Genomic DNA, 21,415 nt, shown 5'->3' with positions numbered 1-21,415 from the left:
TCAAAAGTCAAAAACTCTGTTCCCTATTCCCTATTCCCCATTCCCTATTCCCCATTCCCTATTCCCTAATAACCAATGACTAAAACACTCGTAGTAGCTACAGGAAACCCCGGTAAATTGCGGGAAATGCAAGCTTATTTAGCTGATTCTGGTTGGGAATTAACCTTAAAACCAGCAGATTTAGATGTTGATGAAACTGGAGAAACTTTTGCAGAAAATGCTTGTTTAAAAGCTTCAGAAATTGCCAAAGCTACAGGAAAATGGGCGATCGCTGATGATTCTGGTTTAGCTGTAGATACACTCAATGGCGCACCCGGTGTATATTCTGCCCGTTATGGTAATAGTGACGCAGAAAGAATTGGGCGATTATTACGGGAATTAGGAGATACCAAAAATCGTCAAGCTCAGTTTATCTGTGCAATAGCAGTTGCGAATCCTCAAGGAGAAATAGTTTTACAATCTGAGGGTATTTGTAAAGGTGAAATTCTCTATGAAATTCGTGGAGAAGGTGGTTTTGGTTATGATCCGATTTTTTATGTCCCAGAAAAACAGTTGACTTTTGCCGAAATGTCACCAGAATTAAAAAAGTCAATTAGTCATCGGGGTAATGCTTTGAAAAATTTAGTTCCTCAGTTGATGAAGTTGGTCGAGTAAGGATTTTTTTGGGTTATTCGTTTTCTATTGAGGATAATTTTAACGAACCACGTTCACTAAAGGTGTTCCCGTTCGCGTAACTTGCCGAAGGCATAGGGTAGAAACGAAGGAAGCGAAGACAAGAGATTTTCAGAGAGTTTTTGGTGTTGCTGCGGTTATTGTTTCAAAATTGGAATGTTCCAAGTTTTACGCTATAACTTGCATACTCCCAGTGGATATCCAAGGAGAAATAGTTGCTTTAATTTCTTGACCAATTTTTTGTTCAGCTAGTTTGAGTTCATAATTTTTCTGCAAATTCATCCAAAATTCAGCACTCATCCCAAAAAATTGTCCTAAGCGTAAAGCGGTATCAGCAGTAATTGATCTTTTACCATTAATTATTTCGGTAATTCTATTTTTTGGGACATGAAGCAAACGAGCTAATTCACTTGCACTTATTCCTAATTCATGCAGTTCGTCAGCTAAAATTTCTCCAGGATGAATGGGTGGACGTGCCATATAATTCTCCTTCAGTGATAATCTGTAATTTCTATATTGAAAGGTTTTGGTTCATCGTCTGGCCAGTTAAAACAAATTCGCCATTGGTTATTAATGCGAATACTGTATTGACCTTTTCTATCACCTTCTAAGGACTCAAAATGATTACTGGTTAGTAACATTAGATCCTTTTTGCTAGTTGCTGCCTCTAAAATATCAAGCCGTTTATATGCTTGTTTAGCAAAAGCTTGAAACTCTTTTACCCTTTCACCCAAAACAAATTGTTCCGTCTTTTTATCTCGATATTTAGGATAATTTTCTGACGGAGACATATTGTAAATAAAGGTAGATGTTATGCGTTACGTAATCTATAACTTTCTCAGTATAGCACAACCAAACAATAAAAGGCAATAAAAGGCGCTGTTGAACAAGAAAATTCAACAACGCCCAATTTATACACCTTCAAAACTTACACAGCTTCGGTGTTCTTTTCCCCAGTCCGAATCCGTACAACCTGCTCAACAGGGGAAATGAAGATTTTACCATCACCGATTTCACCAGTACGGGCAGCGGAAATGATTTTATCAACCACCATATCGACTTGGTTATCTTCTACAACAATTTCCAACTTCAGTTTTTGTAAGAACTCAACGGTATATTCTGAACCCCGATAGCGTTCAGTTTGACCTTTTTGCCGTCCAAAACCACGGACTTCCGAAATTGTCATTCCCACAATTCCCGCATTAACCAAGGCAATTTTGACCTCATCCAGCTTAAATGGACGAATAATGGCTTCTACTTTTTTCATTTTTTTCAATTCCTAACTTCTCAGAGCGTTGTTTATATATCTAACCAGATTCGTTGTCTAAAGCTGTAAATCAAGCTCTACTTGTTTCCAATGAGTTATGTCACCAATCACCAGTCACCAATCACCAATCACCTCTTTTCTTGTTCCTGAAGAAGCGATCGCCAATCTGCGATCGCCTGATCTGTCCACAGCCAATTTTGCGCTAATTTATCCACTGTAAACTTAACAGGTTCATTCTGAATTACCATTTGACGCAGTTTAATTGCTTCTTTAATATATTGTCCTTGTTTATCAGCAGATTGATTATTTGCAGATTTATATAAACCCAAAGCTAATCCTGCATAAGCTGTTAAAGCCTCTGAAGGCATGATAGTATTAGCGTCTGGAGTTGCAATCAAGGTTGTATTCTGATCTTTAAGTGCTAAATTCACAGACTTAAACCACGCATCATTAGCCCGATTCAAATTTCCCTCTGCATAGTAAGCAAATCCCAAAGCATTGTTATACAGAACCGAATCAGGGCGATCCCGCACAGCAATTTCCCAATAACGACGGGCATCATCAATACTGTATTTTGTATTTCTCGTTTGGGCAAATTGCCAAGCCAATCGTCCACGGAAAAAATTCACAGACGGATCTTCGCTTTGTTTAGTAGGAATCAGTGCTAAAGCCGTATCTGCTGATTCTAAAGCCCCACGATGGAGTAATTCTGCCACAGCGTCTAGCCCAGCCTGTAAATTACCTTGGCTCAATTCTGCTGTAGCTTTAGCAGTAACAATACCTGTTGATGATTTTTTTAAATCAAAGGGTGTTGTTTTTGGCTCAGGAACAGTCGGAGTAGGAATAACTGGAATTTTAGGAACTACAGACTGGCGCTGATTCCACCACCAACTTAAACCAATGATCACAGCCAAAGCACTTGCGCCCAAAATGCCTAAAATTGGCCATGGCCGACGGCGACGTGGTTGCCGAAAAGATGGTAAAGGTATCTGTTGATAATTTACCTGATTACCTTCAACATTATTGGACGCATTATTGGGCGCATTATTGGGCGTTGTTGGAGTTGGTTTATCTCCCCAAAAATCAAATTCCTCTTCCTCTTTTGCAGGTTGCTGTTCATGAAGATGATTTTCGGAGACTGGTGTCTCTAGTTCCGCCTTCATGGGCGTTTCGTCAGTTGGCGCTTGTTGATTCCCCAACTGGCGAAATAAATCCGCAACAATCGTTGAATCCTCATCATAACCGGGGTGATCATAATCTATTTCATCCATGAGATCCCCCCAAGTATCATCCTCCAGCCAATCTAACTCAGAAGGCTCTCTTGCCAACTCAGAGGACATCATCTCTTCCAGAGTTAAAGGTATTTCCAAATCATCTATCGCCGCCGCATACATGGCATTAGTAGATGCTCCCACAGGAGGCTGATAGTCGTTGAGGAACTCCGAACTAGCAGATAAACCTAGTTGCGGTCTCAGAAAACCCTCAAATTCCCGATGCAAATACAACATCGGTAATACCCAGTACATCTGGTGAGAACCATAGGCAGAAATTAAGCCCTGACGCACCCGACTCACACACAGATCCAAAGGATAGCCTTGGCTTAAGTTGCGGTAAAACAACTGTGTCAGCGTCAGCGCCACTTCATCGGGAATCCGTTCTGACATTGCCAAAACGCTACTAATCCCTCTTTTCACCAAACTTTCCGTTAAGTTACGTTCTCCTGTATCCCCAGAACCATCAGACTTTGCTCTATATGCTCCCAAACAAGAGTTAAACACTGCCATTTGGATATTATTATTCACCAGCAACCCGGCTAAATCATCACCACTGAGAGTTTCTGTTAACCCAGTTCTGCGACTAACTAAATATATTTCCCCCCCATTAGCACCCACATTACTATGACCAGAGTAGTGAAGAACATGATATCTTCCCTGTTCTAAAGCTTGGGTTAACTCTTCTCTTCCTGGTTGATCCAAGACAGTCAATTCAATTTCTGGCAGATAAATACCATTTTCCACAGAGCGGGGGACTTGGCGATGCATTTCTTCTTGTAGTTTGATTGCTTCTTGTTTGAGCAAATCCAGACGGACTTGATCTGTAGGAGAAGAAATCACCATTAACACTCTTATTCCGCTTTCGTCCTGTGGTGTGGGTAGGTTGCGTGTTGGTAATCTTGATGTGGAAGGAATTCCACTTTGATAACGGGAAAAAGCGATATAAGGACCAGTGGCTAAGGGGCGATCGCCTGCGTGCATCACTTCCCACGGCAACCGCGCTAACCGAGTATCTTTTAATCCCAAACGCAAGCGCAGTACCTGTTGTTGGTTCTGGGCAATGCCTTGGGCAGTAATCCAACTATCTCTGAGAGTGCCTTGAAACAGTGCATTATATAATTGTTGACCCAGTGCCACCAAGTTTACAGAGTTTCTGGCTATAGCATCCCCCTGTAGCACTGACTGTAAAGGGTCATTCATTAAATGTCCTGCGGCCGCTAACCACTCAGCCACAGGCCAACTCACCAGTTCTTCTGCCAATGGCACCCCAGGTGCGACTTGTTCCGTCCGCACCAAGTAGTCATTTTGCCCTACTGGAGTCACGGAAATGTGAAATTCCTGGGTCACAACTTCTCCTGTTTGCCTCCTAAAATCCGGTTTTCACCGTAAAAGTTTCTAGTGTTTTCTCTCTAACTGATACTTTAGAAGCATCTTGCCGAGCAATGTTTCTGTTTTCGGGTTGTTTCGCCTTAAAGTGCTGGTACAACTTTATCCGGATTGGATTACTTCCAACTAGAACACTTTATTGGTAGATGCACCTTGATCTTCAACTCCCCTGGTAGGTTAACACCTACTGGGGGTTTTCTTTTCAATTTTGGCAAAAAAAGCAATGTTTGACCCAAGAATTTCTGCTCAACTGTATAGAAAATCAAATCCTGATAACTAACTCCCCTACCCAGCTACTAGCCTTATGGATTTTTTCGGTAAGTGACAAGCACCTACATTTGTTGAAATTTATCCGGAGCATAGTGCATTAAATGAGAACGTTTAGATGGTAGATGCACCCTGATAATTAATCTCCCCTATTTGGTTCACACCAATGGGGGTTTTTTATTTGGTTGACAAGGATCAATCATGTAAATACAACCCAATTTTCCGGAAATAATATTAAAACCAATGAACATTTAACCAGTAGATGCACCCTGATAACTAATCACCCCTGGTTGGCTAACACCGCTAGGGGTTTTTTATTTAATTACCAAATATCAATCATGAAAAACCAACCAAATTTTCCGGAGTCTGACATGAAAACCAAGAAGATACAAATTAGTAGATGCACCCTGATAACTAATTTCCCCTGGTTGGCTAACATCAATTGGGGGTTTTTTATTGGTTTCAGAACCCATCAAACCAGAATTTATAAACAATAAATAATAATGATGCACTTCAATTGTTCCGGAGGATGGTGTGAAAACCAAGAAGAACCAAATTAGTAGATGCACCCTGATAACTAATCTCCCCTAGTTGGCTAACACCACTGGGGGTTTTTTATTCAAAAATAAAAACAAACTTCCAGGAACAAATTTATCCGGACGATGGTTCTGTACCTGGGAACATTAAATTGGTAGATGCACCCTGATAACTAATCTCCCCTAGTTGGTTAACACCGATTGGGGGTTTTTTGTAGACAAAAGCGAGTTGGCCGCCACAAGTGCTTTTCTCTTCTTTTGTCTACTCAGTGTTGGCTTCCAGTTTACTCCTGTTTGCTGCCAAATGCCAAGCCTAATTTTGTAATTCCTGTGATTTTATTTTCAGCTTCAGCCCAAGTTCAGAATGATTATAGCGATATATAATAGGAATCTTAATAATTTTTATATAATTCATGCCTGTGTGATTTTCTAGATATCTGTTAACATTTTATGACATAAGAGCAATCCGGTTTGATTGCCAACATGATCGGTAGAGGCAGTGAACAGGGAACAGGGAACAGGGAACAGTTGTACTGATTTTCTTCAAACATCAAATGGGACAAGTTTTGCCCAAAATAACCAAGCTTGACGAAAAACCTGATTCATACTGTATTCTAAAATCTCATTAAGTTGTACTTATAGGAAGATTCAGTAGGGGCAAACCCCCGGTGGTTGCCCTCTTTGATGATAAATTGATGTCCTAACCACTCTGTCCACGGCTATAACATTAAGAAAATCCCAGAGACCAATGAGTTTAGCAGTGATTAAGTTCTCTTCTGAAGATTGCGGCATCTGCCACAAAATGTCTTTTTATGACAAAAAGGTGTCAGAGGAACTAGGTTTGCAATTTATTGATGTGAAAATGCAGGATACGGCAACTTATCGTAAATATCGGAAAATTCTCCTCACCCAGTATCCTGATAAATCGGAGATGGGATGGCCTACCTATATTATATGCAATTCTCCCGAAGGTGAATTTCAAATAGTTGGTGAAGTCAAAGGTGGACATCCCAAAGGCGAGTTTAGAAGTCGTCTTCAGGCGGTTTTGGACACAGCAGCTAGTCAGAATTAATTATTTCAAAAGATTCTACCTGTAAAACAGAACCAATCATAGCGGTGGTCATGATGTCATCGCGTATTTTTCCTGTAATTGAAACTTTTTGACCTGACTTGAGCAAATTTTTGTCAGCACTTTTAGGAATTTCGTAAGTAACACCATCATCTGTAACAAAAGCCCAAGCGCCGAGACCAATATTTCGGCGTTCTATTTTGCCTGTAATTGTGATCATAGGAGTCAGGAGATCAAGGAGTCAGGAGATCAAGGAGTCAGGAGATCAAGGAGTCAGGAGATCAAGGAGTCAGGAGATCAAGGAGTCAGGAGATCAAGGAGTCAGAAGTCAGAAATCATAGAAAGTTTTTCTTCACTGTCACCTGTCACCTGTCACCTGTCACCTCTTCCTAAGCTGGTTGTTCGTCGTTTTTCAATGCTAAACGGGCTAGTCCGTAGCACAGTAGGGCATTGACAAGTAAGAAAATGCGGGCTAATGTACCATCTCCTAGACCCCAAACTGCGGGGTCATAAATGGCACTGACTATTAAACAGGCTGCTACACCAAGGCTAGAACCTATGGCAAACCATTTCCAGTTGGGATGTCCTAATAGCAATGCTATTAAAAGCATGGGAATTAATACACTGGCAAAGAGGGGATTTAAAGCACCTGTTCCTTGTATACTGTTGCCTAGTTCGGGAATAGAACTACCTAAAACCCGGAATGGCCACTGGGGAAGGTCAAAGATATAAATTCCTCTGAGGAAGAATAAACCAGAACTACCAAATATTAAACCACTGGATAAGGACCAACTCCAGGAGAAGGGGAAGTAAACCCGTAAAAACCAAGCGAGGAGATAAGAACCTACTACCATTAAAATTTTCGGTACTAGGGCAACAACGCCACCATCTATCCAAAAGCCGGGGTTGATGTAGCCGTTATCCCTTAACCACCGGAAAAAGTCGTTAAAGCTAATTTGTCCTTCACTAGCAAGTTTAACTGCGGCTTCGGCGTTAAGTTGTCCAGCGCCATAATAGTTTAATGCGTCCTCTGGTATGACTCTAGCTGACTGTTTGAGGACTTTTAAAATTTCCTCTGGGTCTGTAACTCCGGCTGCTTTGACTAATGCTGCTACCCCTGCGACGTGGGGGGCGGCCATACTTGTACCTTGCAGTCCTAAAAATACGCCTTCGCCGTTTTCGTTGATGGTTTCTTGGAGTATTGCACCTGCATCACTGCCACCAGGGGCGGAAATGTCTACTCCTGCACCAAAGTTAGAATAGTCTGCTTTTTCCCCGTCGGGTCCAAAGGCGGAAACACCAATGACGTGAGGATAACGGGCGGGATAACTAGAACCGTCGGTGCTTTCGTTACCTGCGGCGGCAACGATTACCACACCTTTTCTGTAGGCGTATTCAATGGCTTCTTTCATTAACTGGCTTTCGCCACCACCACCTAAGCTCATGTTAATGACATCTGCGCCGTTGTTGGCGGCAAATTTGATTGCTTCGGCAATGTCGGCTACTGTTCCACCACCATCAGCACCTAATACTTTTAAGGGCATGAGACTTGCTTCGTAGGCAACTCCAGCTACACCATATTTATTGTTGGTGGCTTGGGCGACTGTACCGGCTACATGAGTTCCATGTCCGTTGTCGTCTTGGGCGGTTTCGGTGTCGTTTACAAAGTCGTAACCTTTGACTATTTTGGTTTCATACAAGTCCCGGACTTTGGTGATACCTGTGTCAATGACTGCAACTGTTACACCGCTGCCTTTGGTGCGTGTCCATGCACCTTCTACGCCAATTTTGTGCAAATTCCATTGTTTGCTGTAATATTGGTCGTTGGGACCTGTTAAGGAGGTGCTTGGTTCTTCATCGCCATCTTGAGGACGGAGAAAGTCTCCTAACCAGGCTGTTTCACCAATGGGAACTGCTTGATAAATATAGTTAGGCTCGATAAATTCTGTGTTTTGGGCATAAGCTGATTTTCTCAGGTCTTTTAACCGTTGGCGATCGCCTTTGATAATATACACATTATCAGCCTCTGAAAATTGGTTATCCAGTTGGGGTGTAACGTTATATTGTTGAGCGATCGCTTGTAAGTCTTGCTTTATGACTGTTGCTGGTAAATCTTCCCGAAAATCCAGTAATATTGTCTCAAATTCACCTTTGGTTGCCAATCCCTGAAAATTCAGGTATCCGAATACGGCAGCAACCAAGCCGATGACAAACAAGCACAATAATATAAGTCTTCTCATATCAACTCATCGCTTTTTGTCAGTTTGCACACTACGATAACTCATATAGTGGTATTTTTGGGACAGTGGAGACTAGAAAAAATCTAGAAAAAATTACGAATTACTAATTACCAATTACGAATTATGGAACGTGGTCTTTTATGGTTGCCTTTGTTAGGCGCATTTTTCTGGTTAGCCTGGCAAGGTTCCCAGGAATATCAGAAACTAGAAGCTTATAAAATTTGGGCAGAACAGTTTGAACGGGCTAAGTATGATATTTATGCTGTACTCGCTCAAAAAGGTAATGATATCACTTGGGGAAAACCTACTACTAAAGGACCTATTCAACTGCAAACTTTTAGTTTATTAGATGTTGAAAAAATCAGCTTGTTGGTAAATGATAAACAAGTGGAAATGGAAAATCCTCCCTTAAAAGGTCGTGTGATTGAGTTAGAATTTGTATTTTCTGAATCTGCTAAATCAGTACGAGTTCCCTTTACAGAAATTCCTTTAGCAGCAGAATGGGCTAAATTTTTGCAGGGATTTCTGGGAAATTTACATTCTGCAAATGAGTAAATTTTTATATTGTTAATAGACTTGTCCGAAAAAGATGTAGGGACAATTCATGAATTGTCCCTACCAAGGGTTTCAGGTTATGCTTATGTAATTTACGGAGATGTCTAATGTTGTTAAAATTGAGAGTTAATGTTAATGACTACCAATAAAAAAACAAATCAAAAATTTATACCTGTAGCTTTAACTATAGCTGGTTCGGATAGTGGTGGTGGTGCGGGTATTCAAACAGATTTAAGAACTTTTGCTTTTCACTGTGTTCACGGTACAAGTGCTATTACTTGTATTACAGCCCAAAATACTCTAGATGTGATCCGGGTTGATGCCATGCCTTCAGAGGCTGTTATAGCACAAATTCGGGCGGTAGTTGAAGATATTGGTGTGCAAGCTGCAAAAACAGGAATGTTGCTAAATCAAGAAATTATTTCAACTGTAGCGCAGGAAGTCAGAACTTTACAAATTAATAATTTGGTGGTAGATCCTGTGATGGTATCACGGACAGGAGCGCAGTTGATTGATGATGATGCGGTGAAAACTTTACGTGATGAATTGATTCCCCAAGCGGCTATTATTACACCAAATCGTTATGAAGCGCAGATTTTAAGCGGGTTGGAAATTGTTTCTTTGGAGGATATGCAAACTGCTGCCGAAATTATACATAAAAATTTAGGTACAAAAGCGGTTTTAGTCAAGGGTGGGGGAATGTCTGGAGAGTTGAGAGGGGTGGATGTTTGGTTTGATGGGGAAAGGTTGGAAGTTTTGAGGACGAAACAGGTAGAAACGAAAAATACTCATGGTACTGGTTGTACTTTATCTGCTGCGATTACTGCTAATTTAGCTTTGGGTAAAGATTTATGGAATGCGGTACAAGAAGCTAAGGAATATGTGACAACTGCACTTACTTATTCTTTGGATATTGGGAAGGGAAGTGGACCTGTGGGACATTTTTTCCCGTTGTTGGAAAAACGTTAAAAATTGGTTGAAACTTCCTCTCCGGGATAACTTTACTCTGATAGTATATTTTGTTAATCTAAAAACCTAATTTTTATACCAATATGCAGATGAGAGCAACTACCCCTAATGTTCATACTAAACCACCGACTCCCAGATATTCCCCGTCTGTACCTGTTTCGGTATACCGGGAATTAGTTGCAGAGTTACAAGCAGTACAAGCTAAGTTAGATGTAGTCACTAACCACAATCAAAAATTATCTCAGGAAAATCAGCAACTACGTCAAGAAATTAACAAACTTGTTCAGTCTTGTTTAGAACTGCAAAAGTTAATTGACTCTTCTGCACCAAGTTCTCATGCACCAAGTTCTCATGCACCAAGTTCTCAAACTCAACCTAGTACGCCAATTTCTCACTCTACTCCTCAAAATCATGCTTATGTAAACAATACACAAAATAATACACAAAATAATAGACCAAATAATAGACCAAATAATCAAGCTGCACCTAGACCTAATGTAACTGTAATAAATACGCCTAAAGCTCAAGATAAAGTTCGTAAAAATACTGAAGGTAAAGTTCCTAAAAAGAAGACAGTAAAAACAGCACCTCCCCCACGTCAACCAACTTCCAAACCACCAAAAAAAGTCCGTCGTGAAGTTATTTCTGTACCTGTGATGGATATGAATTTTCCGGTATCAGAACCAATGTATATAGAAGAACAAGAAGTACATTATTATTTACCCCTAGAGTCTGAGTCTAGGGGGTTGAATGGTTGGTGGTTGTTTTTTACTATTGTGTTTATTATGATTGGTGGGTTTAGTGCGGGTTATTTGATTGTGCGTCCTTTGTTACAAAACCAAACCCAAAACAACCGTTAGTAGTCTTTAATCATTAGTCATTAATGATATTAAACTTTAAGTTTAGCAACAGTTGGTAAATTTACTTTCAACCGATTAAACATTGCTTCTCTACCTTGCATTGCTAAGGTATCATTTAAAGGTGTCAGTGTAATTTCTTGTTGATATTTCAACTTTAACGCTGTTTGAATTAACCAATCTGCAACAAAAGGATTTTTTGGTAATAAAGGACCATGTGAATAGGTAGCGATCGCATTTTTATAAAATGCTCCTTCTGTACCATCTTCTCCATTATTACCTAAACCATAAACTACTTTTCCTAAAGCTTCTACTTTCCCTAATTTTGTTCTTCCTCCGTGGTTTTCAAACCCGACTAAATAAGGTTTTGTCCCTATCATTGCTTCTAGTTCTTGCGCGAGTCGGGAAGCGGTAACTTCTATAACTAAGTTACCTATACAACGTTTAGTATTTTCTCCTGGATGAATGGAAACTAAGTCTAATATTCCTAAACCTTCTATTCTTTGTCCAAAACCAGGTTCGTAATAATGTCCTAAAAGTTGGGGAGAACCACAGGTGAAAACTCCTGGTGTACCGTTTTCAATTTTATCTCGCATTGCGTCAGCTTTTGCACCTTGTAAGTCACGCATGACTATTTCTTGCTGACGATCTTGCGCTCCTCCACCAACAATTATATCTACTGATTTTATATCATCTGCGGTGGCATTTTGATCTAATGGTAATACTTTAACATCATATCCCCGCCACTGAGCGCGTTTTTCTATGGTAATGACGTTTCCTCTGTCTCCGTAGGTACTCATTAATTTGGGATATAACCAACCAATTATTATTTCCATCGTTTTACAGTTATGTTTATTTTGCGTTTTATGTTAACTCATTTTTGGGAGTTTTCAATATTTTTTAGATAATTTGTTTGGTGTTGATAGGGTATGATAGGAACGAACCGATCCAGACGCAGAGGACGCAGAGGAATTAAGTTTGATTTTTCTTATTCATGAAGATGTGAAATAAGTATTTAGAAAATCCGCAGGTGTCATAATTAATATTTCTGCAAATTTATTCAATACTAATAAGTCTTGATCACCTGTAATTAAAACTTCAGCTTGAGCAGATACAGCAGCAGCTAAGATATGATAGTCTTTCATATCTCTTAGTTGGGATATATCTATATCTAGGGAAATATTAGGACATTTTTCACAAAACCCTTGAGTTATTGACATTAAATATTCAATTGTACGATTTTGCTTTTTTATTTGACTTTGGAATTTAGGACGTTTTACAGTATTCTCTAATTCTTCTAATAAGGATTGAGAGACAAAAATAGTTAACTGTTTCTGTCGAGAAAGATGTAAAATACCAGATGGTACACCTCCCCACAGTAAAGCTGATATCCAAACATTAACATCAAGAACAACTCTCATTTCTTACCCCATAATTCTTGTCTAACTTCTTTTACAATTTCACTAATTTCTTCTAAAGTCGGTTGTTCTGGATCTGGTTCTAATTGGTCTAGTTCTTCCAGAAATTTATCTAAATCAACTGTTGAGTTAGATTTTTTTTCTAGAATAATAGACCTTTCTGTGACAGAAATTTCATATTCTGAATTAGGTTGCAACTGCTGTAAGATTTCTGGGGGAATTTCTAGTTTTCCTTCTGAGGTGACTTTTGCAATAAGTTTAGTAGTCATTATTTACTCCTTTGCTTTTATTTTGTTTAGCTTCTATTTTGATTAATAATATTATTGTTCTAGACTTGAAAAATTATAACATAAATATTGCATGATTGGGTAAAAATTCATATTCAGTGGTTAATTTAATTTACAATATGACCTTTTTTATTGTTTTACACCCTGTCATAATTAGTATTTGGGTGAATTTAGTATTTTACGTAACAGTTTTTTTGAGCATTTTGTCACCATAATCACAAATCATCTTGGTAAGTATTCAGGAATAGAGTGATAAGATCCCCGACTTCTTTTATAATCTTGTCAATAAATTGTGAATTGATCGCAGTAGTCGGGGATCTGGATATCAACAGTTACTATAGCTGAATACTTACTTATCTTGTTAATTCTCCTCAAAGGTAAATCATCCATGAAACTAATTGAAACTCCCAATTTAACTGTAATTGCTGGTGAAAATGCGGTTTCTGTTTCTCAACTACCTCCTATTTGGCAAAATATCGCTGCTAGAAAAGCAAATATAGGTTTTAAAAATCCAGATGTTTATGTAAAAATGGCGCAGTTATTTCAATATAAACTAGAACAAGGAGATGTTGATTTATTTGATGAACGTCCAGAATTAGCTAGTTTTAAATCTGCGTTTTCTCAATTGTTTGGAAAGTTAGCTTATGAAACTTTGGAATTTTACGGAAATGATTTTTTAAAGGATCAATATCCAGATTTTCAACAAATTCTCAAAGATGTAAAATCGAAAGGTTTAGAATACAGCAATGAAGTGAAGGTTGCTTTAATTGGAATTGACCTTTTTAATGAGTTTGGATATGATTTACCTGCGAGTTTTTATCATGTGCATTTAGCACCAATTTACCGAGATTATGTGTTTGAAGAACGCGCTTTAAGATTTGACAAACGAGATATTGAACATAAACGTTCTTGGGATGCAATTTTACATTCCGGTAAAGTTTTTGCAGTGCAAATGAAGGTACAAAGTATTGCTTCAAAATACGGTTTTACCTATCATCACGGTTGCGGTTGTAATTCTCATTTATCTTCTATTGATATTTCTGAGGGAGAGTTTAATTATGAATTATCTCCTGAAAAATATCAACGTTGGATTAGAAGTTTTATTTGGACTGCTTGGTATGAATATGCTTTCTTTCAAATTGTGCCAAATACCAGTTATTTAGTGTAAATTTATTTAGATCCCCGACTTTATTCAATAAGTTGGGGATCTATTTTATTTGATGTAAACCTTCAATTGTCAATTGTCAATTGTCAATTATCAATTGTTAAAGTATTTTCCTCCCAGTCAAAACTTCCCGCACTTCTAACATTGCTGAATAGGTAGGAAGAATGTGCAAAGTTTCATTTTTCGGTGTATGTTCTAAAGCAATGGTGATAGCTTTCTTTAAATCTGATTCAACAATTAAGTTAATTTTACTGTCAATAGATTTCTCGCTATAACGTAATCTTAACGCCATATCATACACGCGATCGCCACTCACTATCAATGTTCCACCTCTTTCTACTAATTTTTCTGTATCCACATCCCAGATCCAAGATACATCTGTTCCGTCAGGTGTGCGATCGTTCAAAACCATTAATGTAGTTTTATCTGTACTTTGAGTAACTACCCTAATAGTTTCATTTGTTCCTACAGGGTTTTTAGATAACAAAATCCTCACTTTTTTACCATCTATTACCAAATCTTCTGCACGTCCAAAAGCTGCTTGAAAATTATTAATTGCTTCTCTAATTTTGGTTTCCTCAACTCCTAATTCTTTTGCAGCAGTAGCAGCAGCTAAAGTATTATATTTATTGTATAAACCTACGAGAATTTGTGACCATTCACTACTTTCTAAACTGGGTTGACTCTTACTAAACCCACAACTAGGACAGGAGAAATCTCCTAAATGGGATAAATAAACCCCTTGATAATCTAAAGAATGTCCACATCTGGGACAATAAATAGAATCTACTGCATGAGGAATTGATTCTAAATAATTCTCTGGTTCATTTAATCCAAAAAATAGCACTTTTTGATTTAACTGTTGACCCAAATAAGATAAAGTTGGATCATCAGCATTGGGAATAACTACAGTTTCTTCTGGTAAGGTTGAAATTACCTGTGTCCATTTTTTACTGATAATGTCCACTTCTCCATATCTATCAAGTTGATCCCGGAATAAATTTAAACAGATAATAATTTTTGGTTGTAAAGGTTTTAAAACCTTGGGAACGATATTTTCATCAACTTCTAAAATTGCATAGTCAACATTTAAAGCACCTAATAAACTGGAATTTTCTATTAAAGCAGTCGCTAAACCATTCTCTAAATTTGCACCAGTAGAATTATGGGCAATTTTGTAACCTGTGCGTTCTAAAATTGTGCATAATAACAGGGCGGTTGTGGTTTTTCCGTTTGTACCTGCAATTAAAATTACACCGTTTTTAACTTGTTGACTCAATAATTGTAAAAGTCTGGGTTCGATGCGTCGCGCAATAGAACCTGGTAATACACTAGCAGCACCAAGACGTAAAGAACGTACTAAAAATGTCACACTTTTAGCAATGGATACTGCTAAACCCAGTTTGACTCTATCTATAAGTTGTATTTTCTTTCCCACAGCAGTTGTTAAGTAATGTCTTTATTTACAAAATTAATTTTGTCAGTTTAGCTAATATTGGTAAAAAATACCAGTCATTTATAGCTATCAGTAGTTAGTTAGCAGTATTCAGCTTTATAACGAACCGCAAAGTACGCAAAGTACGCAAAGTTAAGAGGGTTTAAGAGTGATTTTTTTGTGTAGTTTGGAATTTTCAATTGTTGCTAAAGTTAATACTACTAAAAGTTATGGTGAAAAAATAGCACTCAGATGTAATTATATATCTAGGATAAATCTAGGCAAAAGTGTTAAGTAAGGTTTTTGTTGATGAGTAGCATAAATTGGCTTTTTTTACAAACTAACATAACTGCTAACTGGCGACGGTTGCTGTCAAAATGCCTATTATTGCTGCTTTGCCTATTTATTGTAGGTATACAACCAGCTTTTGCAGGTATGAAGGATGACAGATATGAAGGTAATATTTTCGTGGTTTTTGCGGGTAATGGTTCTCTTGTTCCTTCCAAACTAACCTTAGGACAGACTTTAGCAGAACATAAACCCGCAATGCTGGCTTTTTATGTGGATGATAGCAGCGATTGTAAACAGTATGCGGTGTATATTTCCCAGACTCAAGCATTTTATGGACGTGCTGCGGAAATTATTCCTGTAAGTGTTGATACTATTCCTGTGAAAGACAGTTATGAACCCACAGAACCAGGATATTATTATTCTGGTGTTGTACCGCAGGTTGTTCTTTTTGATCAGTCGGGAAAAGTTGTTTTGAATAAAAAAGGTCAAGTACCTTTTGAAGAAATAGATGATAAATTTAGGGAGGTATTTAATTTGTTACCTCGTGATCAGTCTATTGAGTTCAAACAGCGTTCATTTAATGAGTATAGCAGTGAGTTGAGCCAGTAAACTCTAGACATTTTGTAATTGTACCACGGTCTGAGAATTAATTCTCAGGCTAATATCAAAAGTCGTCTCAAGACTACTCTGTAAAAATTTCGATATACTGGTTTTATATTCAGATTTGAATTTTTAGTTGGTTCTGATACTGCATTTTTATTTTTACCAAGACATAATAGTTAAATTACTAATGACTAATAATTAATGACCAATAACTAATAACCAATAACTAATGAACAAAGTTTATACTACGCTGGAACTCATTCAAATTTTAGCAGCAGAACGGCAAGCTTGCTTGAAAGGAGAACGCCTAAAGTTGGATGTGACGGTTTCAGGTAATCCAGTTATAGACCAGTTTATCCCAACGGAAGGGCTACAAAAATTCACTGCCTATCAAGATTTTAAAGCTTCTATTCATGAATATCAACGCGAAAATCAAGTTTCTGGAATTGTTTGGAAAGATTTGACTGTGAAGGGTAAAACTTTCCATTATCCAGAGGTTGACGCGCAGTTAATAGCGTTAAATACTGATTTGAAAATATTGAAAGCTGCGAAAAATTCTATGTTGGAATTTTGGGATCAAGTTACAACAGATATGGATTTATATTTAAGTTTGAGTAATGGTAGACAACACGAAAAAATTAATACTTTAGATGTAGAAAGAATAGCCCAAAGGACAGAATGGGCAAGTTTTTTAAAGTGGGAAAATGCGAATTTTTTGGAATTAATTTTACAGATGGGTTGGGGAAAACCAGAAGAAGCAGCCTATAAAAGAGGTAGACCACATTCTGGTAGTGAGTTTATTCATGCTGTTAACCCTGGAAATTATCCTATAGGGTGACTGGTAACTGGTGACTGGTGACTGGTGACTGGGGAAGAAATATTTATCTTCTGACTCCTGACTCCTTATTTATTTGCTTCTTTGATTAAATTATCTAGTTCTTCCTGCATTTTGCTTCTGACTAATTCATAGCATTCATTCACATATTTGCGATCGCTTGCTGCTTCTTTTCCATAGCGTTCAAAGACAATAGGTGGACAAACTCTGGTATGAATACGCGCTGGCAAAGGAATATTCGGCAATGGTCCTACTGCTAAACCCCAAGGTAAACCTAAATAAACAGGAAATACCAACGGATCAACATCAAACAACCAAGGCATTCCCCATTGATGGAATTGCTGCATAATTTTATACAAATCAGCCAAAACTATCAGGGTATCATGCGCCCCCCAGGAAATAGCGGGAACAATAGGCACATTTTCCCGCAGTGCTAACTTAATAAAACCGCGACGTTCTGCAAAATAGATTTTATCCCGCATTTGATGGGGTCGAAACACATCTTCCGCACCACCAGGATAAACTAACACACTCGCACCAGCCTTAAAAGCAGCATAAGCCATTTTTGGATGTGCCATAATAGCACCACCTTTCATCGCCATTTCCGCTGCTGGGGGAAAAACTTCCCAAACTTTGGGGTGCATCAAACCGTAAATAGGTCTTTGTGTACCAAAGCGACGTAACCAGTCGTACAGCATCATGGATGTATCCGGGGATGCCAAACCGCCATTGTGAGAACCGACAAACAGAACTTTTCCCTCTGGAATATTTTCCCAGCCACTGGTTTGGACGCGAAAATAGTAGTTGTATAAAATGCCCAATATAGGCATGATATTTTCGATGAACTTTGGATCTCGTTCATCCAAAGACCATCCTGGTTTTGTGTTTTGGGTGTGTTGTAGTTGAAACATTGAATTTTCAGGAGTTCAAGGAGGCAGGAGGCAGAGGGCAGGAGGCAGAAGGCAGGAGGTAAATATTTCTTCCCCAGTCACCAGTCACCAGTCACCAGTCACCAGGTTTCCAAGTACCGTGGAAACTATGGGGGATAACGCTGGGTAAACCAAGTTGACAAACAGGTTCTTCATTGAGGCGATCGCCATCAAATATCCAAACTTCGCTACTATCACTATTACCATCATAAACCACTGTCAACACCCAACTTTGCTGAGAGTTTTGAGTATCTTCAATATAAAGAGGTTCAGAAGGATAAAAATTTTCACCTAAGTTTGCTTCTGTTAAATTTCCATTTTCATGATCAAAACGAGCAATACTATTTAATATCTCACCTTCTGTATCTGTTCCTTCCCGAAAAATAGACATATAGCTATAACGAGAGAAATTACCGACATTTTTAACTGGAACATTAGGAAATTCACAAGTTCTATTTAATAAAGTTGCAATTTCTTGTACTTTGCCAGTTTGCGGATTTAGTTTTACCCGTGTCAAGGAAGTTTTAGCAAAGGTGTGAGTTTCTCCTGTCGCTACTTCTCGCAAATATTCGTTAGTTTGAAAATCATCATATTTAGCAAAATCAACAATTACAGTACCACTATCATCAACATATCCATTACTAAAATGCCACTGAAACCAAGGTTCTGTTTCTCCCCGACTGACTAAAGATAAATTTTCTCTATCAATAACTATAATCTGATTTCCCTTTTCTGGTTGCCACGTTAAAGAATCACTGTAGCTACTCACCCCAAATAAAACAGGCCAAATATTTAACCGTACCGCCGGAGCAAAAAATATTAAATATTGTCCTGCTAAAACAAAATCATGGATGATCGGAAAACCTGCTAACGTAAACTTTGCTTGTTGAATAATTCTACCAGTAAAATCACTTTTATAAATATGCAATATGGCATTAAGTCCAGGAGTCATGCCAAAATTAAATATTTCTCCCGTTTGATAGTCAACTTTAGGATGAGCAGAATAAGGTTGTCCTTTAGTTAAACCACCTAAATTATTTAAACCTTTGGTTTCTAAAGTTTCTAAATCTAAAGCATAGGGGTTATCACCTTCCCAAAGTGCTAAAAGTTGCTCCGGTAATGCCAAAACCGAAGTATTTGCAGCGTTTTTCACTGGTTTTTGCCATTGATTCCAAATCTGACCCGGTGCAGTCATGCCATAATTACCATATAGGTATTTACCCGCAGTGGTTTCTTCTTGATAACCAGCAGTCTGCACATAGCGATAAATTCCCGTAGCACCTGCATCGGTAAAATGAACTGCTAAAATAGCCCCATCTCCATCAAACCAATGTCCTACGGATACACCCCCCCGTTGTAATCTTGCTGCACCATTGCGGTAAAGTGTACCACGTAACCCTTCAGGAATTTTACCCGCAATTATTGGTAATTGAGTGGGGGGAAATTCTTTTGCCGGTTGGGATATGGCTTTTGCCCAGGTTTTTTTACTTGACTTTTTTTCAATTGTCTGCATTTTAATTTTAGATAGTATGTAAGTTAAATGTCCAACAGCTTAATTACCATTTCTTAACAATTACCGATTAAAGTATGTATTGTCAAAAGACCTGTACGGGCGACGTAGGGGCGAAGCATTCGGAAAATAGCCTGGTCAGAAAATTGATAATTTGTTGCCCGAATGCTTCGCCCTTAAAGGAAAATAGCCTGGTCAGAAAATTGATAATTTGTTGCCCGAATGCTTCGCCCTTAAAGGAAAATAGCCTGGTCAGAAAATTGATAATTTGTTGCCCGAATGCTTCGCCCTTACAGGAAAATAGCCTGGTCAGAAAATTGATAATTTCTTGCCCGAATGCTTCGCCCTTAAAGGAAAATAGCCTGGTCAGAAAATTGATAATTTGTTGCCCGAATGCTTCGCCCTTAAGATTTTTGACTTCTTACGTTTGATTGTACCTATACTTTAAATGTAAAGCAATGTTACGACGATTGAATCAAAAAGTTATTGGTTTCTTACTTTTGGCTGTGATATCTGTCCTCAGTTATACACCACATATCTTAGCCAATAATACCTCTAGCCAAGGTAATGTGATCTTTATCCATCCAGATGGTACGAGTGCAGCGCACTGGGGCGCAACTAGAATACTCTACACTGGACCAGATGGCAGATTAAATTGGGATCAAATGTCAAATTTGGCTGTTTACCTGGGACACATGAAAAATCAATTATCTGGAACTTCCAATGGTGGGGCGGTAACTCATGCTACTGGGGTAAAGGTAAATGCTGACTCTTTTGGGTTGGATGAAAACGGTAAACCAGTGGTGGCGCTTTCTGGAAAACCACAAACAATTATGGAAGAAGCCATAAAAGCGGGCAAAGGAACGGCTATTATTAATTCTGGGATGATTCATGAACCGGGAACAGGTGCATTTTTAGCAAAATCTTCCAGTCGTCGCAATTTTGCAGATATTACTAAACAAATAGTAGAATCTGGTGCAGATGTAATTTTAGGTGGTGGGGAAATGTGGTATCTTCCCAAAGGAGTAGCGGGAAGACATTCTACCGCATCCCAAAGTCAAAGAACTGATGGGTTAAATTTAGTAGAAATAGCGAAAAAGAAAGGTTACACCGTTGTTTACACTCGTGATGAATTATTGAAGTTACCAACAAATACTAAAAAGGTGTTGGGAATTTTTGCGGCTGATGATACCTACAATGATGAAACAGAAGAAAACTTGAAACAACGTAATTTACCGTTATATGTTGCTACTGCACCGACGGTAGGGGAACAGTTGGATGTAACGTTAAAGATTTTATCGCAAAAGGGTAAAAATTTCTTGATTGTTTTAGAGGAAGAAGGCAGCGATAATTTCGGTAATTATAATAATGCCATTGGTTGTCTCACTGCCTTAAAACGTGCTGATGATGCTGTTGGTGTGGCAATGAAATTTATTGAGAAAAACCCGAATACTTTATTAGTAACTGCGGCTGATAGTGATGCTGGTGGGTTAGAATTGGTGGGAGCAACAGAAAAAGATTTTCCTTTTAATAAACCATTACCAGAAAAAGGTAAAAATGGCGCACCTTGGGATGGGAAAGAAGGAACAAGTACGTTACCTTTTATTTCTGCACCTGATAAACAGGGTAGACGTTTTCCCTTTGCTATATCATGGTCTGGTTTTGGTGATAATGCTGGAGGAATAATAGCGAAAGCGCATGGTTTTAATGCTGGGCTGTTAAATGGAACGGTGGATAATACAGATATTTATCGGTTGATGTATAGAACTTTATTTGGTAAGGAATTAGGGCAAAATTAAGACCTTTCTCTGACCTCTCCCCCTCTCGTTCCCATACTCTGTATGGGAATG

Annotated in this window: 22 protein-coding genes; 10 read left to right on the top strand and 12 right to left on the bottom strand. The window is 38.5% G+C overall.

Annotated features, from left to right (window positions below):
- Positions 1 to 75 precede the first annotated feature (75 nt).
- Positions 76 to 654: an RdgB/HAM1 family non-canonical purine NTP pyrophosphatase gene (gene rdgB, locus H6F45_RS06210; protein ID WP_096571845.1), complete on the top strand. Its 579-nt coding sequence runs from the start codon at positions 76 to 78 to the stop codon at positions 652 to 654.
- A gap of 186 nt (positions 655 to 840) precedes the next feature.
- On the opposite strand, the gene H6F45_RS06205 is transcribed toward rdgB, so the two are convergent.
- From H6F45_RS06205 to hetF, 4 genes are all read right to left on the bottom strand, one after another.
- Entirely contained in the window at positions 841 to 1,152 is a 312-nt protein-coding gene (locus tag H6F45_RS06205) for a HigA family addiction module antitoxin (protein WP_096571844.1), read from the bottom strand.
- 11 nt (positions 1,153 to 1,163) lie between these two features.
- Positions 1,164 to 1,463, bottom strand: coding sequence for a type II toxin-antitoxin system RelE/ParE family toxin (locus H6F45_RS06200; RefSeq protein WP_096571843.1), 300 nt, complete (start codon positions 1,461 to 1,463; stop codon positions 1,164 to 1,166).
- 137 nt (positions 1,464 to 1,600) lie between these two features.
- Positions 1,601 to 1,939, bottom strand: coding sequence for a P-II family nitrogen regulator (locus tag H6F45_RS06195; protein ID WP_096571842.1), 339 nt, complete (start codon positions 1,937 to 1,939; stop codon positions 1,601 to 1,603).
- Between the two features lie 128 nt (positions 1,940 to 2,067).
- Positions 2,068 to 4,560 (bottom strand): cell division protein HetF, encoded by a 2,493-nt coding sequence (gene hetF / locus H6F45_RS06190; protein ID WP_190346759.1) that lies wholly within the window; start codon positions 4,558 to 4,560, stop codon positions 2,068 to 2,070.
- Positions 4,561 to 6,150: 1,590 nt separating this feature from the next.
- Between hetF and H6F45_RS06185 the strand changes: the two genes are divergently transcribed.
- Positions 6,151 to 6,474, top strand: coding sequence for a thioredoxin family protein (locus H6F45_RS06185; RefSeq protein WP_096571840.1), 324 nt, complete (start codon positions 6,151 to 6,153; stop codon positions 6,472 to 6,474).
- Here the strand turns inward: H6F45_RS06185 and H6F45_RS06180 are convergent.
- The gene (locus H6F45_RS06180) at positions 6,461 to 6,691 is read right to left on the bottom strand and encodes a hypothetical protein (protein ID WP_096571839.1); all 231 of its coding nucleotides are present in this window, start codon (positions 6,689 to 6,691) and stop codon (positions 6,461 to 6,463) included. The genes H6F45_RS06185 and H6F45_RS06180 overlap by 14 nt on opposite strands.
- On the opposite strand from H6F45_RS06180, the gene H6F45_RS06175 reads away from it, so the two are divergent.
- Positions 6,672 to 6,812: a hypothetical protein gene (locus H6F45_RS06175; protein ID WP_190346758.1), complete on the top strand. Its 141-nt coding sequence runs from the start codon at positions 6,672 to 6,674 to the stop codon at positions 6,810 to 6,812. The two genes, H6F45_RS06180 and H6F45_RS06175, sit on opposite strands and share 20 nt — an antisense overlap.
- A 48-nt stretch (positions 6,813 to 6,860) precedes the next feature.
- Here the strand turns inward: H6F45_RS06175 and H6F45_RS06170 are convergent, their stop codons facing one another.
- Positions 6,861 to 8,711 (bottom strand): S8 family peptidase, encoded by a 1,851-nt coding sequence (locus H6F45_RS06170; RefSeq protein ID WP_190346757.1) that lies wholly within the window; start codon positions 8,709 to 8,711, stop codon positions 6,861 to 6,863.
- Between the two features lie 123 nt (positions 8,712 to 8,834).
- On the opposite strand from H6F45_RS06170, the gene H6F45_RS06165 reads away from it, so the two are divergent.
- The 3 genes from H6F45_RS06165 (at position 8,835) to H6F45_RS06155 (ending at position 11,095) form a co-directional block, all read left to right on the top strand.
- Entirely contained in the window at positions 8,835 to 9,266 is a 432-nt protein-coding gene (locus H6F45_RS06165; protein WP_096571837.1) for a hypothetical protein, read from the top strand.
- 135 nt (positions 9,267 to 9,401) lie between these two features.
- The gene (gene thiD / locus H6F45_RS06160) at positions 9,402 to 10,235 is read left to right on the top strand and encodes a bifunctional hydroxymethylpyrimidine kinase/phosphomethylpyrimidine kinase (RefSeq protein WP_096571836.1); all 834 of its coding nucleotides are present in this window, start codon (positions 9,402 to 9,404) and stop codon (positions 10,233 to 10,235) included.
- An 89-nt stretch (positions 10,236 to 10,324) separates the two neighbouring features.
- Complete coding sequence (locus H6F45_RS06155; protein WP_190346755.1) at positions 10,325 to 11,095, top strand: hypothetical protein; 771 nt, start codon at positions 10,325 to 10,327, stop codon at positions 11,093 to 11,095.
- Between the two features lie 29 nt (positions 11,096 to 11,124).
- Here H6F45_RS06155 and H6F45_RS06150 read toward each other — a convergent pair whose 3' ends face one another.
- The 3 genes from H6F45_RS06150 to H6F45_RS06140 form a co-directional block, all read right to left on the bottom strand.
- Positions 11,125 to 11,928, bottom strand: a complete 804-nt coding sequence (locus H6F45_RS06150; RefSeq protein WP_137666093.1) for a type 1 glutamine amidotransferase — start codon at positions 11,926 to 11,928, stop codon at positions 11,125 to 11,127.
- Between the two features lie 156 nt (positions 11,929 to 12,084).
- Complete coding sequence (locus H6F45_RS06145) at positions 12,085 to 12,513, bottom strand: putative toxin-antitoxin system toxin component, PIN family (protein ID WP_190346754.1); 429 nt, start codon at positions 12,511 to 12,513, stop codon at positions 12,085 to 12,087.
- Positions 12,510 to 12,779, bottom strand: a complete 270-nt coding sequence (locus tag H6F45_RS06140) for a hypothetical protein (RefSeq protein ID WP_190346753.1) — start codon at positions 12,777 to 12,779, stop codon at positions 12,510 to 12,512. The genes H6F45_RS06145 and H6F45_RS06140 overlap by 4 nt, the downstream gene beginning before the upstream one ends.
- Positions 12,780 to 13,185: 406 nt before the next feature.
- On the opposite strand from H6F45_RS06140, the gene H6F45_RS06135 reads away from it, so the two are divergent.
- On the top strand, positions 13,186 to 13,965 hold the full coding sequence (locus tag H6F45_RS06135) for a hypothetical protein (RefSeq protein ID WP_190346752.1): 780 nt from the start codon (positions 13,186 to 13,188) through the stop codon (positions 13,963 to 13,965).
- 97 nt (positions 13,966 to 14,062) lie between these two features.
- On the opposite strand, the gene H6F45_RS06130 is transcribed toward H6F45_RS06135, so the two are convergent.
- The gene (locus tag H6F45_RS06130) at positions 14,063 to 15,400 is read right to left on the bottom strand and encodes a MurT ligase domain-containing protein (RefSeq protein WP_190346751.1); all 1,338 of its coding nucleotides are present in this window, start codon (positions 15,398 to 15,400) and stop codon (positions 14,063 to 14,065) included.
- Positions 15,401 to 15,706: 306 nt separating this feature from the next.
- Here H6F45_RS06130 and H6F45_RS06125 point away from each other — a divergent pair, with 306 nt between their 5' ends.
- The gene (locus H6F45_RS06125; protein ID WP_096571829.1) at positions 15,707 to 16,297 is read left to right on the top strand and encodes a thylakoid membrane photosystem I accumulation factor; all 591 of its coding nucleotides are present in this window, start codon (positions 15,707 to 15,709) and stop codon (positions 16,295 to 16,297) included.
- 223 nt (positions 16,298 to 16,520) lie between these two features.
- Positions 16,521 to 17,129, top strand: coding sequence for a hypothetical protein (locus H6F45_RS06120; RefSeq protein ID WP_096571828.1), 609 nt, complete (start codon positions 16,521 to 16,523; stop codon positions 17,127 to 17,129).
- Positions 17,130 to 17,194: 65 nt separating this feature from the next.
- Here the strand turns inward: H6F45_RS06120 and H6F45_RS06115 are convergent, their stop codons facing one another.
- Both H6F45_RS06115 and H6F45_RS06110 read right to left on the bottom strand, forming a co-directional pair.
- On the bottom strand, positions 17,195 to 18,037 hold the full coding sequence (locus H6F45_RS06115) for a lysophospholipid acyltransferase family protein (RefSeq protein ID WP_096571827.1): 843 nt from the start codon (positions 18,035 to 18,037) through the stop codon (positions 17,195 to 17,197).
- A gap of 91 nt (positions 18,038 to 18,128) precedes the next feature.
- The gene (locus H6F45_RS06110; RefSeq protein ID WP_190346750.1) at positions 18,129 to 19,568 is read right to left on the bottom strand and encodes a carotenoid oxygenase family protein; all 1,440 of its coding nucleotides are present in this window, start codon (positions 19,566 to 19,568) and stop codon (positions 18,129 to 18,131) included.
- 455 nt (positions 19,569 to 20,023) lie between these two features.
- Here H6F45_RS06110 and H6F45_RS06105 point away from each other — a divergent pair, with 455 nt between their 5' ends.
- Positions 20,024 to 21,364 carry an alkaline phosphatase gene (locus H6F45_RS06105; RefSeq protein ID WP_190346749.1) on the top strand — a complete coding sequence of 447 codons (1,341 nt, stop codon included), beginning with the start codon at positions 20,024 to 20,026 and terminating at the stop codon, positions 21,362 to 21,364.
- The last annotated feature ends 51 nt before the right edge of the window (positions 21,365 to 21,415 follow it).

This window comes from Sphaerospermopsis sp. FACHB-1194 (genome assembly GCF_014696235.1).
Lineage (GTDB): Bacteria > Cyanobacteriota > Cyanobacteriia > Cyanobacteriales > Nostocaceae > Sphaerospermopsis > Sphaerospermopsis kisseleviana.
The sequence above is the reverse complement of the archived record's forward strand: the minus strand, read 5'-3'. Positions and strand labels throughout refer to the sequence as shown.

Coding starts and splice junctions, on each gene's coding strand:
- H6F45_RS06140 (WP_190346753.1), bottom strand. CDS start 12,779: ATGACTACTAAACTTATTGCAAAAGTCACCTCAGAAGGAAAACTAGAA.
- H6F45_RS06125 (WP_096571829.1), top strand. CDS start 15,707: ATGAGTAGCATAAATTGGCTTTTTTTACAAACTAACATAACTGCTAAC.
- rdgB (WP_096571845.1), top strand. CDS start 76: ATGACTAAAACACTCGTAGTAGCTACAGGAAACCCCGGTAAATTGCGG.
- H6F45_RS06170 (WP_190346757.1), bottom strand. CDS start 8,711: ATGAGAAGACTTATATTATTGTGCTTGTTTGTCATCGGCTTGGTTGCT.
- thiD (WP_096571836.1), top strand. CDS start 9,402: ATGACTACCAATAAAAAAACAAATCAAAAATTTATACCTGTAGCTTTA.
- H6F45_RS06110 (WP_190346750.1), bottom strand. CDS start 19,568: ATGCAGACAATTGAAAAAAAGTCAAGTAAAAAAACCTGGGCAAAAGCC.
- H6F45_RS06145 (WP_190346754.1), bottom strand. CDS start 12,513: ATGAGAGTTGTTCTTGATGTTAATGTTTGGATATCAGCTTTACTGTGG.
- H6F45_RS06185 (WP_096571840.1), top strand. CDS start 6,151: ATGAGTTTAGCAGTGATTAAGTTCTCTTCTGAAGATTGCGGCATCTGC.
- H6F45_RS06115 (WP_096571827.1), bottom strand. CDS start 18,037: ATGTTTCAACTACAACACACCCAAAACACAAAACCAGGATGGTCTTTG.
- H6F45_RS06135 (WP_190346752.1), top strand. CDS start 13,186: ATGAAACTAATTGAAACTCCCAATTTAACTGTAATTGCTGGTGAAAAT.
- H6F45_RS06150 (WP_137666093.1), bottom strand. CDS start 11,928: ATGGAAATAATAATTGGTTGGTTATATCCCAAATTAATGAGTACCTAC.
- H6F45_RS06165 (WP_096571837.1), top strand. CDS start 8,835: ATGGAACGTGGTCTTTTATGGTTGCCTTTGTTAGGCGCATTTTTCTGG.
- H6F45_RS06205 (WP_096571844.1), bottom strand. CDS start 1,152: ATGGCACGTCCACCCATTCATCCTGGAGAAATTTTAGCTGACGAACTG.
- H6F45_RS06195 (WP_096571842.1), bottom strand. CDS start 1,939: ATGAAAAAAGTAGAAGCCATTATTCGTCCATTTAAGCTGGATGAGGTC.
- H6F45_RS06200 (WP_096571843.1), bottom strand. CDS start 1,463: ATGTCTCCGTCAGAAAATTATCCTAAATATCGAGATAAAAAGACGGAA.
- H6F45_RS06180 (WP_096571839.1), bottom strand. CDS start 6,691: ATGATCACAATTACAGGCAAAATAGAACGCCGAAATATTGGTCTCGGC.
- H6F45_RS06120 (WP_096571828.1), top strand. CDS start 16,521: ATGAACAAAGTTTATACTACGCTGGAACTCATTCAAATTTTAGCAGCA.
- H6F45_RS06105 (WP_190346749.1), top strand. CDS start 20,024: ATGTTACGACGATTGAATCAAAAAGTTATTGGTTTCTTACTTTTGGCT.
- H6F45_RS06155 (WP_190346755.1), top strand. CDS start 10,325: ATGAGAGCAACTACCCCTAATGTTCATACTAAACCACCGACTCCCAGA.